A 15119-nucleotide genomic window follows, 5' to 3' on the forward strand; every position below is an offset into this window, starting at 1 on the left:
GTCCGCCAAGGGCCTGTTCCAGGGCGCGATCTCCGAGAGCGCCGGCGCCCGCTCCACCGGCGACCCCGAAATCGCGGCGCTGGCAGCGTCGTACCGCACTCTGGAGACGGCCGAGAGCCAGGGCGCCGCGTACGCCGCCGCACTCGGCGCCACCTTGCTCGACGCTCTCCGGGCCGTGGCGAGCGACAAGTTGATGGTGGGTCAGAACGCCAACGACACCATGGGTCAGCGGGCCGGTGAACGGCAACCCGCCGGAGTTCCGCCCGGTCCTCGACGGCTGGGTCAAGCCGTGGACGTACGAACAGGCCCTGGCGGGCGGCCACTTGAACGACGTACCGGTACTTGCCGGCGGCAACAAGGACGAGAACGGCGCCTCCCCGAGCCCCACCGTGAATCTCGCCGACTACCTCGCCACCGCGGAGAAGGAATACGGCACCCTCGCCGACGAGTTCCTGACGCTCTACCCCGCCACCACCGACACGGAGGCGGCCCAGGATCGCAACGCCTCCGCCCGCGAGGGCTCGCGCGTCTCCGCGAACCTGTGGGCGGCCGAGTGGGCGAAGACCGCCAAGAGCCCGGTGTTCACGTACTACTGGGAGCACGTCCCGCCGACGGCGACTGGTCCCAACTCCCGTGGCGCCTACCACGGTTCGGAGATCAACTACGTCTTCGACAACCTCTACGCCACGAACCTGCCCTGGACCGACGCGGACCGTACGGTCGCCGACACCCTGTCCGACTACGTGGTGAACTTCGCGACTCACGGCGACCCCAACGGCCATGGCCTCACCCACTGGCCCGAGGTGAACCTCCGCTTTCCGATCACTATGGAACTCGGTGACCGCTTCGGCTCGCTCGCCCTGGCGGACGCGGCCAAGGTGGACTTCTTCGGGCGATTCTTCGCGAGCCAGAAGCGCTGGTGACGTCGGTGTCGATGGCGGTCGGCGGGTGACGTACTCTCTCCGCCGTATACGGGGTAAACGCACGCCGTAACTTACTTGAGTTACGCAACAATATGGTAAAGTGGGTCTCATGTCCACACCACCGGTCCCTACCGCCCCCGCCTCTCCGGAGGTGACCGAGATCGAGCGAGCTCTCACTCGGATCACCTACCTGAGTACGCGCGCCCGTCAGCACGACCGGCTCATGGCCCTCGCCGGTGTGCCACTGGACCGTGCGGCGGTGGCGTTGCTGCGGCAGGTCGCCGACTCCGAGCCGCTGCGCCCCGGGGAGCTGGCGAACCGCCTCGGCGTCGAGGCCTCGCATGTGACCCGTACGGTGCAGCAGCTGCAGAAGTCCGGCTACGTCACCCGCGTGCCCGACCCCGACGACCGCCGCGCCCAGCGGATCGAGCTGACCGAGGCCGGCGAGAAGGCCGTCGCCAGTGTCCGGGACGCCGGTGCGCGCGGAATGCAGATGGCCCTCTCCGGGTGGTCGACGGACGAGCTCCAGCAACTGGCCACGCTGTTCCATCGCATGGTCGACGACTTCCTGAACCACGCGATCGACGAGGAGAGCGAGCCGGAGGCCGCCGCACCGGCGACCACCGCCTGAGTGGCTTGACCACGGGCGGGGATCGCGCCGGCCTCAACCGAGGTCGGCCACGATCTGCGGCAGGTCGGCCGTGGTGCGGATTCCGGGGGCCGCCGCACAGACGAAGGGCACGGCGTTGACCGCGCGGTTCGCGGTGTAGGAGGGGGACATCGCGGCCATCCGGTCGAGGGAAACAGAGAAGCGCAGGTCGATGTCGAGCGGCGCATCTCCGTCGACCGTCACATGCCAGCCGGTATCGCGCAGGTCCCAGGCGGGGGCGAGGTCGGTGGTGCAGTACCAGTTGGCGCGGAACCGAAGCAGGGGGCGGTCTTCGCGCAGACCGGAAACCGTGATCCGCTGCGCGGCCACCGTCCCTTGAGCCAGGGTGCCCGCCGCGATCGCGGTCGTGCGCCGGGCGAGCGCGACCTAGCCTGTCGCCTCCACCGAATCCAGCGGTGTCCCGAGCGTCTCGGCCAGCAGGCGCAGCGACGGGCCGAAGCTGTCGCGCAGCCCGGTCAGCCGCTGTTCGCCGAATGCGGCGGGGGGCTGCCCGAAGCTCATCACCTCGAACAGCAGCCCGGGGGAGTCCCGTTGCGAGAGATCCGCGAACTCGTCGATCGTCAGCGCGTCGAGGCGCCGCTGGATCGAGGTGAGGACGATCGGCAGCGCCTCGGTGATGAACCCGGGGCTGCTGCCTGTGCTGTGCACGGAGGTCCCGCCCTCCGCGCACGCGTCCTCGATCCGCTTCCGCACGACCGGGTCGAGGCTGGGCGCGTGATGGAACTCGCCCCGCGTCGACACGACGTTCACGCCTGAGGAGAGCAGCGTGCACACCTCGTCGAAGTCGCAGGCGTGCGGGGTGTAGAGGACGCAGTCGGCGTCGAGCGCCAGGATCTCGTCGATGTCGTGCGTGGCGAGGATCCCGGTCGTGCCGAACTCCCCGCCGCTCAACTCACCCGCGTCCAGGCCCGACTTGGCCGGCGTGTGGACATACACGCCGGCCAGGGTCAGCTTCGGATGCTCCAGTACGGCACGCATCGTGCGGGCACCGATGTTCCCCGTGGCCCACTGCACGACCCGGTAGCGCTGTACTCCATGCCGTAGCGGCTCGGTCATCGCCCACCTCCCGTTCCGGTGGGCGAGAACTGTACTCTCTGCTACGGAGAGCGTAGATTACGAATCAACTCTGCATGCACAACCGTCAGTTGCGTCCGAAGGGCCGTCAATTGCGTACGGGGACGCCCGAGAGGCCGCCGAGGCAGAACTGCCAGACCTCCTCGGCGCTGACCGCCGCGGCATGGCTGCCGGCCGGAACGCCGTTGCCCTGTGCGACGAACATGACCGTCTGCATCAGGATCGAGGCCTGACGGCGGGGTTTCCCGGCGGGAATCGCGCCGGCGTCCTCCGCCTGTTCCACCAGCTCCGTGAACACCGTGAGCAGGGGGAGATGAGCGGTCGCCACCTGCGAGGGGTGCTTCACGAGGAGTTGCAGCGCGAAGTCGCTGAACAGCGGACGCTCCGCACCGGGGTTGGAGAGCGACTGCTCGAAGAGCATCTCCACCGCGAGCCGCAGCGCCTGGAGCGGATCCGACTGGGCGCCGGCGGTCTCACGGATCTCGGCGGCGGACTTGGACAACGCGTCCTCGAACAGGGCGAGCAGCAGCTCGTGCTTGCCGTCGAAGTGCTGGTAGAAGCTGCGCAGTGACTGTTTGGAGCGGTCCACGACCTCCTGGACGGTGAAGTCCGTCGTCCGCTTCTCCGCGATCAGTTCCTGCGCCGCGTCCAGGAAGCGCTGCACACGTTGTTCGGCGCGGAGCTTGGCGGCACGAGTGGAACGCTCAACGGCACGCTGGCGCCAGGCTGGTTGTTCTTCGGGGACAGCTGTCACATGAAGAACGATACTCCACTTCAGCGGTAACACTCCGGCTTCCCCTACCGAAGACCGCACTGCAAGTTTCGAGACTCTTAATCGCGCGAGATGAGAATGATATTCTCACCAGCATTCGTCCGGGTTGGCAGGAGGTTCGTCTGACATGGCATGGGACTTTTCCACCGAGCCGGAGTTCGAGGAGAAGCTGGAGTGGATCAGGCGGTTCCGCGCCGAGCGCGTGGAACTCCTGGACCTGCTGTATCCGGACCGGGCCTACCACCCGCTCGACGACGAACTCGGCCCCGTCGTACGGACGTTGAAGCAACAGGTGAGAGACGAGGGCCTGTGGGCACCGCACCTCGGCCCCGAGCTCGGCGGGCGCGGCTTCGGCCAGGTCAAGCTGGCGCTCATCAACGAGATCCTGGGCCAGTCCAGTTGGGCCCCCGTCATCTTCGGCACGGCAGCCCCCGACACCGGGAACGCCGAGATCATCGCCCGCTACGGCACCGACGAACAGAAGGAGCGCTACCTCCAGCCACTGCTGGAGGGCGAGTGCTTCTCCTGCTTCTCCATGACCGAACCCCAGGCCGGCGCGGACCCCACGATGTTCACCACCCGCGCCGTGCGCGACGGTGGGGGCACCTCCCGCTCGAGCGGAGCCGAGAGTGGGGGAGACTGGGTCATCACCGGCCGCAAGTTCTTCTCCTCCAACGCCCGCACCTCGAAGTTCGTCATCGTCATGGCCGTGACGAACCCCGACGTCAGCCCCTACAAGGGCATGTCGATGTTCCTCGTGCCCAGCGATACCCCCGGCGTCCGCATCGAGCGCCACCTCGGCATCATGGGCGAGGCCACCGACGAGGGCATGCACGCGCTCATCGCCTACGACGGTGTCCGCGTCCCCGCCGACGCGCTGCTCGGCGGCGAGGGCCAGGCCTTCGCGATCGCCCAGACCCGCCTCGGCGGTGGCCGCGTCCACCACGCGATGCGGGTCGTCGGCCAGAGCCAGAAGGCGCTCGACATGATGGCCGAGCGGGCCCTGTCCCGCGAGACCCAGGGCAGTCTGCTGGCGGACAAGCAACTCGTCCGCGCAGACCTCGCCGACTCCTACGCCCAACTCGCCCAGTTCCGGCTGTTCGTGCTCTACACCGCCTGGCAGATCGACCGCTACCAGGACTACAGACGGGTCCGGAAGGACATCGCCGCCATCAAGTTCCTCACCCCGAAAGTGCTGCACGACATCGTGTACCGCTCGATGCATCTGCACGGCGCCCTCGGTGTGTCGAACGAGATGCCGTTCTCGGACATGTGGAACGGCGCCGCCGTCATGGCCGTCGTCGACGGCCCCACCGAGGTCCACAAGATCACGGTCGCCCGTGACGTCCTGCGCGGCTATGAAGCCGCCCCCGGCCTGTGGCCCACCCAGCACCTGCCCACCCGCCGCGAATGGGCCCGGAAGCAGTTGGAGGACCTGCTGTGACGCTTGCCAACACGGAATCCCTCGCCCGCTGGCTGGACGATCAGGGCATCGCCCCAGGCGAACCCGTCGAGACGTCGTACATCTCCGGAGGCACCTCCAACGACATCTACGGCATCCGGCGCGGCGAGCAGAGCATGGTGCTGCGCAAGCCTCCGGAGAAGGTCCCGCCGGGGCGCAACGAGACCATGCTCCGCGAATACCGCGTTCTCAAGGCACTCGACGGCACGGACGTCCCGCACCCCGAGGCGATCGCCGTGTGCGACGACACCAGCGTGCTCGGCTCCTGCTTCTACCTCATGGCCACGTCGACGGCTGGTCCCCGATGAACTCCGGCGGCTGGCCCGAGCCGTTCCTCAGTGACCTGTCCCTGCGCCCCGGCCTCGCGTACCAACTCGTCGAGGGCATAGCCAAGTTGGGCAACGTGGACTGGCGGGCCCAGGGGCTTGAGGGCTTCGGTCGGCCCGACGGTTTCCACGACCGGCAGGTCGACCGCTGGCTGGCCCACCTCGCCAAGTTCAAGTTCCGCGAGATACCCGGCCTGGAGAAGGCCGCCGCCTGGCTGCGGGAACACCGCCCCGCCCCCTGGGCACCGGGCATCATCCACGGCGACTACCAGTTCGCCAACGTCATGTTCCGGCACGGCGCACCCGCCGAACTCGCGGCCCTGGTCGACTTCGAAATGGCCACCGTGGGCGACCCGTTGCTCGACCTCGGCTGGGTGATCATGGGCTGGCCGGACGCCGACGAGGACCGCACCCAGAAGGGCTACGTCGACTACACCGGCATGCCCGACCGCGCCGACCTGCTGGAGCACTACGCAAAGGTCAGCGGACGCGATGTCAGCGAGATCGACTATCCACCGGCTGGGGCTGACCTACGACGTGCTGCGGAAGTGGAACGAGCGGATCGTGTGCGTCGCGCTCACCGGGTACGGGCTGGCGGCGGGCGACGAACCCGCCTTCGACTACGTGGTCCAGGCGGCCACCGGAGTCGCCGCCCTGACCGGCGACCCGGACGGTCCGCCGACCCTGCCCGGCTACTCCTCCGCCGACAACTCCTCCGGCCTGACAGCCGCGTTGGGACTCCTCGCCCACCTCGTCTCCGGGCGCGGCGGCCAAGTGGAGGTGTGCCTACGGGATGTGATGCTGTCTCAGCTCAACTACAGCGCCTCGGCCTACCTCAACGAGGGTGTCGAACCGCGCCGACTGCCGCTCGGCGCGCACTCGTTCTACGTGCCGGCCCAGCTCTTCCCCACGGCCGAGGGCTACCTGGCGCTCTTCATCACCCACGACGGCTTCTGGAAGTCCTTCGCGGCCGAGGCCGGCCTCCAGGGATTCCCGACGATGGTCGAGCGGGCGGAGCGCCGGGAGGAAGTGCTGGCCGCCGTCACGGACGCCCTGGCCGGCGACACGGCCACGTCCTGGGAGGCGCGGCTGCGTCCCCTCGGGGTGCCGGCCGCCGCTGTACGGACGTTGCCCCAGGCGCTTGCCGCCACCCCGGAGGCCGTGGTCACGGCCGGGGACTTCCGACTGGTCCGAAGCCCCGTCCGGGTCGCCGGATACGACCCCGATTACGGGCCGCCGCCCCGCCTCGGCGAGCATGACGTCTCCGGGGCGGTGACGGAGTCATGAGGGCCGAGGACCAGTTCCATCTCGGGCTCGTCGTCGAGGACTTCGAAGCGACCCTGGCCGAGTTCTCGGCCGCGTTCGGGTACGAGTGGTGCGCCGAGATCGGGGGAGCGGTTCCGCTGGCGCTGCCGACCGGAGACGCCGTTCTGGACATCAGTTGCGCCTCCTCCCGGACACTCCCTCGACTGGAGATCGTCCGACGGGTGCCGGGCACCCTGTGGGAACCGGTGGCCGGTGGGGGAGTGCACCACGTCGGCTACTGGTCGGACGACGTCTCCGCCGATGCCGCCGAACTCACCCGGCAGGGCTTCGTGACCGAGGCGCGCCGGACCGGCTCCGGGGGCGCGCCCTTCGCCTTCCTGCGCGGCCCCAGCGGTCTGCTCGTGGAACTCGTGGACCGGGTGGCGCGGCCGGGCCTGGAGAAGTACTGGAGCCACGGAGGAGGGACCGCATGACGACCGTGGGCATCGCGACCGGGGCCGGGCGGGGCATGGGACTGGCCTGCGCACGACGGCTCACCGGCCTGGTGGACACACTGCTGCTGGTGGACCGCGACGAAGCGGCCGTCACCGCGGCGGCGAAGGAACTGTCGGCCGCGCACGGGGAGGTGCGGATCGAACCCTTCGTCCTCGACGTCACCGACCCGGCCGGACTCGATCAACTCGCTGCCGTTGCCGCCGAGTTGGGCACCCTGAGGGCCGTCTCCCACGCCGCCGGGATCTCGCCCACGACGGCCGACTGGCGACGCATCTTCGAGGTCGACCTGGTCGGCACCGCGCGCCTCGCGGAGGCCCTCCGCCCGCTCGCCACCGAGGGGACGGTACTGGTGTGCTTCGCCTCGATGGCCCCGCTGCTCGGCAACCTGGAGGCCGACTCCGCCGTAGCGGCGATCCTCGACGACCCGCTCCGGGACGACTTCCTCGACCGGCTCCGGGACGCCCTCGGGCCCGCCGTCGAGAACTCCGGGCTCGCCTACGCGTGGGCCAAGCACGGGGTGCACCGGTTCGTACGGCGGGAGGCGGTACGGCTGGGGCCGTACGGCGCCCGCGCGTGTTCCGTCTCACCGGGTGTCATCGACACCCCCCCCAGGGGCGGCAGGAGGCAGCGGCCCAGCCCGCGATGGCCGTGCTGGTGGAACGCACGCCGCTCGGCCGGACGGGCCGGGCCGAGGACGTGGCGGCGGCGGTGGCGTTCCTGCTGTCGGACGAGGCCGCGTTCATTTCCGGGATCGACGTTCTCGTCGACAGCGGGGTGTGTGCGGCGGTCCGGTGACACCTTGCCGCGTCAGCGCCGACGCCCGCTGCGGCGCGCGGACCAGCCCGTTCCCAGGCCGGCCGAGTGCGCGGCGAGGAAGGCCAGTCCGAGGAGCATGAGGCTCGTCGGGGTGAAGACCAGTTGGGTCGATGTCTCGGTGACTCGGATGAGGAAGGCGATGACGAAGAGCGCGGCAGCCACGAAGGCAAGCATGTGAAACCCCTATGAATGGACGACGAGCCACCGGTGACCCCGGCGGCTCGTCGTTCCGTGTGCCCCCGATGACGCCGATCAGTCGTGCCCGCCGCGCCTGGTGCACTCAGGCCCAACTCGCCGATCAGACAAGAGATTCCGAGCGCTGGACGGTACCCGTGAGGCCAGTGGCGTCCTGACCCGCGAGGAACACCGCGGCCCTCGCCATCGCCTCCGGCGGCTCCACCATCTCCGGTGGGATCTCCCGGCCCCCGCCGCCGGCCTGCCAGCCCTCCGTGAGCACCACCCGTGAAGGCGCGAGGCAGTTGACCGCGATGTTGTCCTTCCGCAGGTCGGCGGCGAGCCCCAGATAGAGGCGCTCGACCGCCGCCTTGGACACCCAGTACGCGTTGGCGCCCCGGTCCGTCATGCCCACCCCGCCGGTCGTCACGGCCACCAACGACCCACCGCCACGCGCCCGTACGTGCGGAATCACCGCCCGGGTCACCAGGAACACCCCGGTCAGATTGACGTCAAGACACAGCTGCCAGCGCTTGAGCGGTGTCGACTCGACCGGGCCGAGCCACAGCACCCCGGCATTGGCGACGAGGATGTCGATCCTGCCGAACTCCTCGACCGTCGCGGCGACGGCCGCGTCGACCGACGCCTCGTCGCTCACATCACAGGGCACCGGCAGCGCGCGCCCGCCCTCGGCCTGGATCCGGTCAGCGACCGAGTGGATCGTCCCGGGCAGCCGACCTTCCTGCTCGGAGCGCGCGGCTACGGCGACCGAGGCGCCCGCCTCGGCGAGCGCCAGCGCGACCGTACGGCCGATGCCGCGGCTGGCGCCCGCGACGAAGGCGACCTTGCCCGTGCAGCAGTGCGGCCGGGCTGCGATGGACCCGCAGGAGATGAGCGTGCGCCGGATCACGGGACGTACCGAACTCGGCGAGGTCGCCCCCGCTGCAGAACGCGGGACCGTTCCCGTACAGGTCGACTCGGGTGATCGACGGGTCGGCCACGGCCACCTGGAGCGCCTCGCACAGCGCGTCCCGCGTCGCCGCGTCGAACGCGTTGCGCACCCAGGGCCGGTCCAGCGTGACGACCAGCCGGGAACCGTCGCGACCGAGCCGTACGGGAGTCTCGGCCGGGCGGTGCGTGCGCGGGGGAGCGGCGGCCAGCCAGGACCGGAAGTCCGCTCCGCCCTGGAGCGTCGAATAGGCGAGGGATTCGAGAACCAGCCTGTCCGGGACCGAGAGCCCGCGGCCCATCCGCAGTACCTGCACCAGCGCGACGGCCGCGGCGGGCCGGCTCTCGACTACGTGCCCCAGGTCCCGAGCCGTGGCATGCGGATCCGCACACCACACCCACGGGCCGGGCGGATCGGGGACGGCGGTGAGCAGTACGTCGTACCCGTCGATCGAGTCCTTGGGTGCTGCGGCCACACCGATCACGACACGGTCGCGGGTGTCTGGTTCCCATGCGGGGGTGCGGTCGAGATCGACGATCACGAAGGGCGACTCCACGGTGATCTCCCTCCAGGCGTGGACCGGAGTGCAATTTGAGATCACCTGTGGAGAGAAGGGGGTTCGGTTCATGGAGAATCGCGCTCTCCACGCCTGGATGGAAACCGTCGAGCCGTACCTGGCCCCCCTGACCGACGTCGCCCGTTCGTTCACCGAGCTGACGGGCGTGCCGGTTGATCTGCCGAGCGCACTGTTCCTCCGGGCCCAACTGGCCGGTCTGGAACGCCCGGGCAGGACCTCGGCCAACGGCTCCTGCCACCTCCTGCGAGCCGCCGACGGCTGGGCCGCCGTGAACCTGGCCCGCCCCGACGACCTCGCCGCCGTACCCGCACTGCTGGCACTGCTCGGTTCACCGTTCGCCGGGACCGGGGGCCTGCACGAGGCCGCACAACGGGTCACGGCCGCCGAAGTGGCCGAGGCTGCGCAGCTGGTGGGCGTCGCGGCCGCGGTAGCCGGATCGGCCACCCAGGACGCGCGGCCTGCGGTACGCGCCGAGCGCTGGGGCGAGCGGCGTGTGCGTGCGACGGCCGAGCTGCGGATCGTCGACTTCTCCGCACTCTGGGCGGGGCCGCTGTGCGCCCGGCTGCTGGGGTTGGCGGGCGCGCGGGTCGTGAAGGTGGAGAGCGCGACACGACCGGACGGCGCGCGCCTCGGGACACCGGCCTTCTACCGCTGGCTGCACGACGGGCACGACAACCTGGTCGTGGACTTCGCCCCCGGCGCGCTGGACGAACTCGTCGCCGAGGCCGACGTCGTCATCGAGGCCTCGCGACCGCGCGCGTTGCGGCGACTCGGGCTTCGCGCCGAGGAGTTCCTCGCCGCCCGCCCCGGCCGGGTCTGGGTCGGCATCACCGGTTACGGACGCGAGAACGACCGTATCGCTTTCGGAGACGACGCCGCCGTCGCCGCCGGTCTGACCGGCCTGGACCCGAACGGCGATCCCGTCTTCCTCGGCGACGCGCTCGCCGACCCCGTCACCGGCGTCTTCGCCGCCCACGCGGCGGCCCGCTCTCTCGCCGACGGAGGCGGAGAACTCCTCTGCGTCTCCATGGCCGCCTGCGCCGCGGCCCTCGCGGACGCGCCCGCACGGGTCCGCCCGCCGTGCTGATCAGAAACGTGGAGGTGGCGGGCCACGCGGCGCCGGTGGACGTACGGATCACGGGCGGGCGGATCGCCGAGATCGGGACCGGACTGCCGGGGCGGGGTGAAGTGGACGGTCGGGGCGGTGCGTTGCTGCCGGGGCTGCACGACCATCACGTCCACCTCGCGGCGTTGGCCGCCGAAGCCGCGTCCGTGCGTGTCGGACCGACGGACGTACGAGACCGTACGGCCTTTGCGGCGGCCCTGGCGAGTGGGCCGCCGGGGGAGTGGGTGCGGGCCGTCGGCTACCACGAGTGCGTGGCAGGGGAGTTGGACCGGTGGACGCTGGACGCGCTGGTCCCCGATCGGCCGGTCCGGGTGCAGCATCGCACCGGCGCCCTCTGGGTGTGGAACAGCGCCGCGCTGCGGGCGGCCGGGCTGGAGGGCGACGGACGGTTCTGGCGCGAGGACGAGCGGCTGCGCGGGTTCGTGCCGCCCGTACGGCTGGATCTGGAGGGTGTGGGGCGGCGGGCGGCGGCACTCGGCGTCACGGGGTTCACCAACGCCGACCCGCACCCGGCCGGCGGACTCACCCGGATGCTGTCGGTCCTCCCGCAACGGCTCCTGGTGATGGGCGTCGACGAACCCGTGAAGCTGCTGCTCGACGATCCGACGCTTCCCACCCCCGCCCAACTCGCCCACGCCATAGGGAAGATCAGGCCCAGACCGGTCGCCGTGCACTGCGTGACCCGGGTGCAGTTGCTGGTGACGCTGCTCGCCCTGGACGAGGTGGGCCCGGCCGACGGCGACCGCATCGAGCACGGCTCGGTCATCCCGGCCGAGACGATCCCGTGGCTGCGGCGGCTCGGGGTGACCGTGGTGACCCAGCCCCACTTCCCGGTCGAGCGGAGCGCCGCGTACGCCACCGACGTGGACGCCGACGACCGCCCCCACCTCTACCGCTGCCGGACCCTGACCGAGGCCGGCATCCCCCTCGCCGCGGGCACCGACGCGCCCTACGGCACCCCGGACCCCTGGGCGGTCATGCGGGCGGCGACGGAACGGGACGACGGTGAGCGGGTCCAGCCCGAGGCGGCGCTGCGGCTGTTCACCGGCGAGCCCCGACATCCCGCCCGCACAAGGCGGTTGGCGGTCGGCGCGGTCGCCGACCTGTGCCTGCTCCACGTGCCGTTGCGCGCGGCCCTCGACGCGCTGTCCGGTGAACTGGTACGCGCCGCATACGTGTCGGGCCTCCACATCCCGCCCGCATGACCTCTACACGCTGTAGCCGCCGTCAACTCCCAACGCCTGTCCGGTGATGAACCCGGCCCGGTCCGAGGCGAGGAACGCGACAGCCTCCGCGATGTCCGTGGCGTCGCCGAAACGGCGCAGCGGGATGTTGCGCCGGGTGACGGCGAGGGCGTCCTCGTCGAGTTCGCCGGAGCTGATCAGACGGCCGGCGATACCGTCGTTGAGCATGCCGGGCGCCACACAGTTCACGCGGACGCCGTAGCGGCCCTCCTCGGCGGCCAGCGCCCGGGCCACCGCCTCGACCGCGCCCTTCGCACCCGACGACAGCCCGTCCCGTACCGGGAAGCGGCGGGTGGCGACGGTCGTCACGGCGACGATGTTGCCCCGGCTCTCGCGCATCAGCGGCAGCGCGGGATGCACGAGGTTGAAGAACGCCGCCGCGTCGCCTTCGAGTTGGGCGCGGTACTCGCTCGGTGTCACCCGGCTCAGGTGTCTCATCGGGACATGCGGGCCCGCCGCGTACACGAGGGTGTGGATGCCGCCGGTTGCCTCCGCCACGGCCTTGGCAGTGGCGGACTCGTCGGTCAAATCGAGCCGTATCGCCCGCACTCGACGGCCCAGCTTCGTCACCTCGGAGGCGACGGCGTCCGCCGCCTCCTGGTTGGCCCGGTAGGTGAGGACGATGTCGCTGCCCCGCTCGGCGAGCAGTCGTACGACCGCCGCCCCGATCCCGCCCGAGCCGCCCGCCACGAACGCGACACCTGGTCTGCTGGAGAAGTCCGGCACCGTAACCGCCTCACAATCCGAGGGACTTGGCGATGATGACCTTCATGACCTCGCTGGTTCCGGCGTATATGCGAGTGATGCGAGCGTCCGCGTAGAGCCGGGCGATGGGGTATTCCAGCATGTAGCCGTAGCCGCCGAACAGTTGCAGACAGCGGTCGACCGCGCGGGCCTGCATCTCGGTGCAGAACAGCTTGACCTTGGCGGCGTCGGGTCCGCTCAGTTCGCCCCGGACTAGTTCGAGCACCGCACGGTCCAGCATGGCCTGCGCGGCCTCGATCTCGGCGGCCACCGCGGCGAGTTCGAACTTGGTGTTCTGGAAGGAGGCGACCGGCTTCCCGAACGCCTTGCGCTCCTTGACGTAGACGATCGTCGTGTCCAGGGCCGCCCGCGCCTGCGCGACCGATCCCACCGCCACAGTCATCCGCTCCTGCGGGAGGTTGTGGCCGAGATAGCCGAAGGCGGCGCCTTCCTCGCCGAGCCGGTTGGCGACCGGCACCCGCACGTCGCCGAAGGCCAACTCCACCGTGTCCTGCACCTTGATGCCCAGCTTGTGCAGTACCCGGCCCCGCGTGAAACCGGGCATGCCGTCCTCGACGACCAGCAGGGTGAGCCCGGCACGGCGGTTGTCCGGGTCGGTCGACGTGCGGGCCACGGCGATGACCAGGTCGGCGAGAAGCCCGCCGGTGATGAAGGTCTTGGTGCCGTTGAGGACGTACGCGTCCCCGTGGCGCACGGCGGTCGTACGGATCCCGGCGAGATCCGAGCCCGTGCCCGGCTCGGTCATCGCGATGGCGGTCAGGAGCTTCCCGGAGGCCAGGCCGGGGAACCAGCGTGCGCGCTGATCGCGGTCGGCGTAGGTGAGGAAGTACGGCAGCACCACGTCGAGTTGGGTGCGGACGGTGCCCAACGTCACCAGGGCGCGGGCCGCTTCCTCCTGGAGGACGACGTTGTAGCGGTAGTCGTCGAGGCCCGCTCCGCCGTACTCCTCGGGCACGGCCGTGCCCAACAGGCCCAGCGAGCCCAGCTGTTCGAAGAACGTGCGGGGGAGTCGGCCGGTCTCCTCCCACTCGGCGTAGTGCGGGACGACCTCCTTGGCGATGAAGTCCCGCGCGAGCCCGCGGAATGCCTCGTGGTCGTCGGTGAAGACGTCTCGGCGCACAACATCCCCTGTCAGGAAGCGAGTTCGACGACGGTGGCGTTGGCGGTGCCGCCGCCCTCGCACATGGTCTGCAGGCCGTAGCGGATCCTGTGGTCCCGCATGTGGTGGAGCATGCGCGTCATCAGGACGGCACCCGACGCGCCGAGCGGATGCCCGAGCGCGATCGCGCCCCCGAGAGGGTTGAGAAGGGCGGGTTCCGCACCGGTCTCGGCCAGCCAGGCCAGCGGGATCGGCGCGAAGGCCTCGTTGACCTCGAAGACGCCCACCTCGGAGAGGGCCAGTCCGGCCTTGCGGAGCACCTTCTCGGTCGCCGGGATCGGTCCGGTCAGCATCAGCACCGGATCGGAACCGGTGACCACGCCCGCCCAGTAGCGCGCGATCGGCGTCAGCCCCAGCTCACGGGCCTTCTCCGGGGTCGTCACCAGCAGCGCCGCCGCACCGTCGGAGATCTGCGAGGAGTTGCCCGCGTGGATCACCCCGTCCTCCTGGAAGGACGGTTTCAGCTTCGCGAGAGTGGCGCTGCTGGTCCCTCGCCGTATGCCTTCGTCCAGGGTCACCGTGCCTCCCGTGCCGTCGGGCACCGGCACGATCTGCGCGTCGAACGCCCCGCCGACCTGTGCCGCCGCCCGCTCGTGCGACAGCGCCGCGAACTCGTCGAGGACATCCCGGCCCAGCGCCCACTTCCGTGCGATCAGCTCGGCCGAGACACCCTGGTTGAAGGAGAAGTCCTCGTAGGGCCTCGCGCATCAGGTCGTCGGGCGGGACCGTGCGGTTGGCGAGGCCGAACTCGACCGCCTTGGCCGCCGGGATGCGGTCACCGGTGAAGAGGTACTCCTTCACCCGCAGCAGGCTGGTGAGCAGCGGCCACAGGATGACTCCGCCGTCGCCCGCCACCAGGCCGACCGACACATGCGGGTCCGCGAAGTAGGCGTCCTCGGCGATCAGCACGAGATCGCAGGCCAGCGCGAGGCTGCAACCCAGGCCCACCGCCGGGCCGTTGACGGCGGCGATCACCGGCAGCGGGAAGCGGATCATCTCGGTCTGGATGGTGCGGTCGGTACGGATGGACCGCTCCCGCAGCTCCGCATCGGTGTGGTGCCGCAGGAGATGGTCGAAGTCGCCGCCGGCGCTGAACGCCCGTCCCGCGCCGGTGAGGACGACGGCCTGGGCCTTGGTGTCGTCCGCGAGCTCGCGCCGCACCTCCGACAGCCGTCGGTGCAGCTCCTCGGACACGCCGTTCAACCGGTCGGGGCGGTTCAGGGTGACGATGCGGACGTCTCCGTCTGCGGCCACGGTCAGCACGGAACTCACCTTGCTCATACCGCCGATGGTATTAAAGGTCAGACTGAAAATGCCAATG

General features: G+C 70.4%; 16 protein-coding genes and 4 pseudogenes. 11 read left to right on the forward strand and 9 right to left on the reverse strand.

Features of this window, described 5'->3' with window-relative positions:
* Positions 1-236: 236 nt before the first annotated feature.
* Together ACWDEW_RS29670 and ACWDEW_RS29675 are read left to right on the forward strand one after the other, a co-directional pair.
* The gene (locus tag ACWDEW_RS29670; protein ID WP_450516590.1) at positions 237-923 is read left to right on the forward strand and encodes a carboxylesterase family protein; all 687 of its coding nucleotides are present in this window, start codon (positions 237-239) and stop codon (positions 921-923) included.
* Positions 924-1032: 109 nt separating this feature from the next.
* Complete coding sequence (locus ACWDEW_RS29675; protein ID WP_450516592.1) at positions 1033-1554, forward strand: MarR family winged helix-turn-helix transcriptional regulator; 522 nt, start codon at positions 1033-1035, stop codon at positions 1552-1554.
* A 33-nt stretch (positions 1555-1587) separates the two neighbouring features.
* Here the strand turns inward: ACWDEW_RS29675 and ACWDEW_RS29680 are convergent, their stop codons facing one another.
* The 3 genes from ACWDEW_RS29680 to ACWDEW_RS29690 all read right to left on the reverse strand — a co-directional run bounded on the left by ACWDEW_RS29680 (position 1588) and on the right by ACWDEW_RS29690 (position 3421).
* A complete protein-coding gene (locus ACWDEW_RS29680; RefSeq protein WP_450516757.1) occupies positions 1588-1932 on the reverse strand; it encodes a hypothetical protein in 345 nt (114 codons plus the stop codon).
* A 27-nt stretch (positions 1933-1959) separates the two neighbouring features.
* On the reverse strand, positions 1960-2649 hold the full coding sequence (locus ACWDEW_RS29685; protein WP_450516594.1) for a hypothetical protein: 690 nt from the start codon (positions 2647-2649) through the stop codon (positions 1960-1962).
* A gap of 106 nt (positions 2650-2755) precedes the next feature.
* A complete protein-coding gene (locus tag ACWDEW_RS29690; RefSeq protein ID WP_450516596.1) occupies positions 2756-3421 on the reverse strand; it encodes a TetR/AcrR family transcriptional regulator in 666 nt (221 codons plus the stop codon).
* A gap of 145 nt (positions 3422-3566) precedes the next feature.
* On the opposite strand from ACWDEW_RS29690, the gene ACWDEW_RS29695 reads away from it, so the two are divergent.
* The 7 genes and pseudogenes from ACWDEW_RS29695 to ACWDEW_RS29725 all read left to right on the forward strand — a co-directional run bounded on the left by ACWDEW_RS29695 (position 3567) and on the right by ACWDEW_RS29725 (position 7783).
* Entirely contained in the window at positions 3567-4883 is a 1317-nt protein-coding gene (locus ACWDEW_RS29695) for an acyl-CoA dehydrogenase family protein (RefSeq protein ID WP_450516598.1), read from the forward strand.
* Entirely contained in the window at positions 4880-5209 is a 330-nt protein-coding gene (locus ACWDEW_RS29700) for a phosphotransferase (RefSeq protein ID WP_450516600.1), read from the forward strand. Before ACWDEW_RS29695 ends, ACWDEW_RS29700 begins: the two co-directional genes overlap by 4 nt.
* Positions 5206-5625: pseudogene (locus tag ACWDEW_RS29705) on the forward strand (phosphotransferase family protein); the annotation flags it as partial. The gene ACWDEW_RS29700 and the pseudogene ACWDEW_RS29705, both read left to right, overlap by 4 nt.
* 94 nt (positions 5626-5719) lie before the next feature.
* Positions 5720-6514: a CoA transferase gene (locus ACWDEW_RS29710; RefSeq protein WP_450516602.1), complete on the forward strand. Its 795-nt coding sequence runs from the start codon at positions 5720-5722 to the stop codon at positions 6512-6514.
* Positions 6511-6966: a VOC family protein gene (locus ACWDEW_RS29715; protein ID WP_450516604.1), complete on the forward strand. Its 456-nt coding sequence runs from the start codon at positions 6511-6513 to the stop codon at positions 6964-6966. Before ACWDEW_RS29710 ends, ACWDEW_RS29715 begins: the two co-directional genes overlap by 4 nt.
* Before the next feature lie 35 nt (positions 6967-7001).
* Positions 7002-7553, forward strand: a pseudogene (locus tag ACWDEW_RS29720) (SDR family oxidoreductase); the annotation flags it as partial.
* A 77-nt stretch (positions 7554-7630) separates the two neighbouring features.
* Positions 7631-7783, forward strand: a complete 153-nt coding sequence (locus tag ACWDEW_RS29725; protein WP_450516758.1) for an SDR family oxidoreductase — start codon at positions 7631-7633, stop codon at positions 7781-7783.
* A gap of 319 nt (positions 7784-8102) precedes the next feature.
* Here ACWDEW_RS29725 and ACWDEW_RS29730 read toward each other — a convergent pair whose 3' ends face one another.
* Positions 8103-8888, reverse strand: a complete 786-nt coding sequence (locus ACWDEW_RS29730; RefSeq protein WP_450516606.1) for an SDR family NAD(P)-dependent oxidoreductase — start codon at positions 8886-8888, stop codon at positions 8103-8105.
* A gap of 58 nt (positions 8889-8946) precedes the next feature.
* Positions 8947-9555: pseudogene (locus ACWDEW_RS29735) on the reverse strand (hypothetical protein); the annotation flags it as partial.
* On the opposite strand from ACWDEW_RS29735, the gene ACWDEW_RS29740 reads away from it, so the two are divergent.
* Positions 9554-10591: a CoA transferase gene (locus ACWDEW_RS29740; RefSeq protein WP_450516608.1), complete on the forward strand. Its 1038-nt coding sequence runs from the start codon at positions 9554-9556 to the stop codon at positions 10589-10591. The pseudogene ACWDEW_RS29735 and the gene ACWDEW_RS29740 overlap by 2 nt on opposite strands.
* Positions 10585-11835 carry an amidohydrolase family protein gene (locus tag ACWDEW_RS29745; protein WP_450516610.1) on the forward strand — a complete coding sequence of 417 codons (1251 nt, stop codon included), beginning with the start codon at positions 10585-10587 and terminating at the stop codon, positions 11833-11835. Before ACWDEW_RS29740 ends, ACWDEW_RS29745 begins: the two co-directional genes overlap by 7 nt.
* A gap of 3 nt (positions 11836-11838) precedes the next feature.
* On the opposite strand, the gene ACWDEW_RS29750 is transcribed toward ACWDEW_RS29745, so the two are convergent.
* From ACWDEW_RS29750 to ACWDEW_RS29765, 4 genes and pseudogenes are all read right to left on the reverse strand, one after another.
* Positions 11839-12564 (reverse strand): SDR family NAD(P)-dependent oxidoreductase, encoded by a 726-nt coding sequence (locus ACWDEW_RS29750; protein WP_450516760.1) that lies wholly within the window; start codon positions 12562-12564, stop codon positions 11839-11841.
* 46 nt (positions 12565-12610) lie between these two features.
* The gene (locus tag ACWDEW_RS29755) at positions 12611-13759 is read right to left on the reverse strand and encodes an acyl-CoA dehydrogenase family protein (RefSeq protein WP_450516612.1); all 1149 of its coding nucleotides are present in this window, start codon (positions 13757-13759) and stop codon (positions 12611-12613) included.
* 11 nt (positions 13760-13770) lie between these two features.
* Complete coding sequence (locus ACWDEW_RS29760) at positions 13771-14454, reverse strand: thiolase family protein (RefSeq protein ID WP_450516762.1); 684 nt, start codon at positions 14452-14454, stop codon at positions 13771-13773.
* Positions 14455-14551: 97 nt separating this feature from the next.
* A pseudogene (locus ACWDEW_RS29765) lies at positions 14552-15079 on the reverse strand (enoyl-CoA hydratase/isomerase family protein); the annotation flags it as partial.
* Between the last annotated feature and the right edge of the window lie 40 nt (positions 15080-15119).

The organism is Streptomyces sp. NPDC001100, assembly GCF_053598575.1.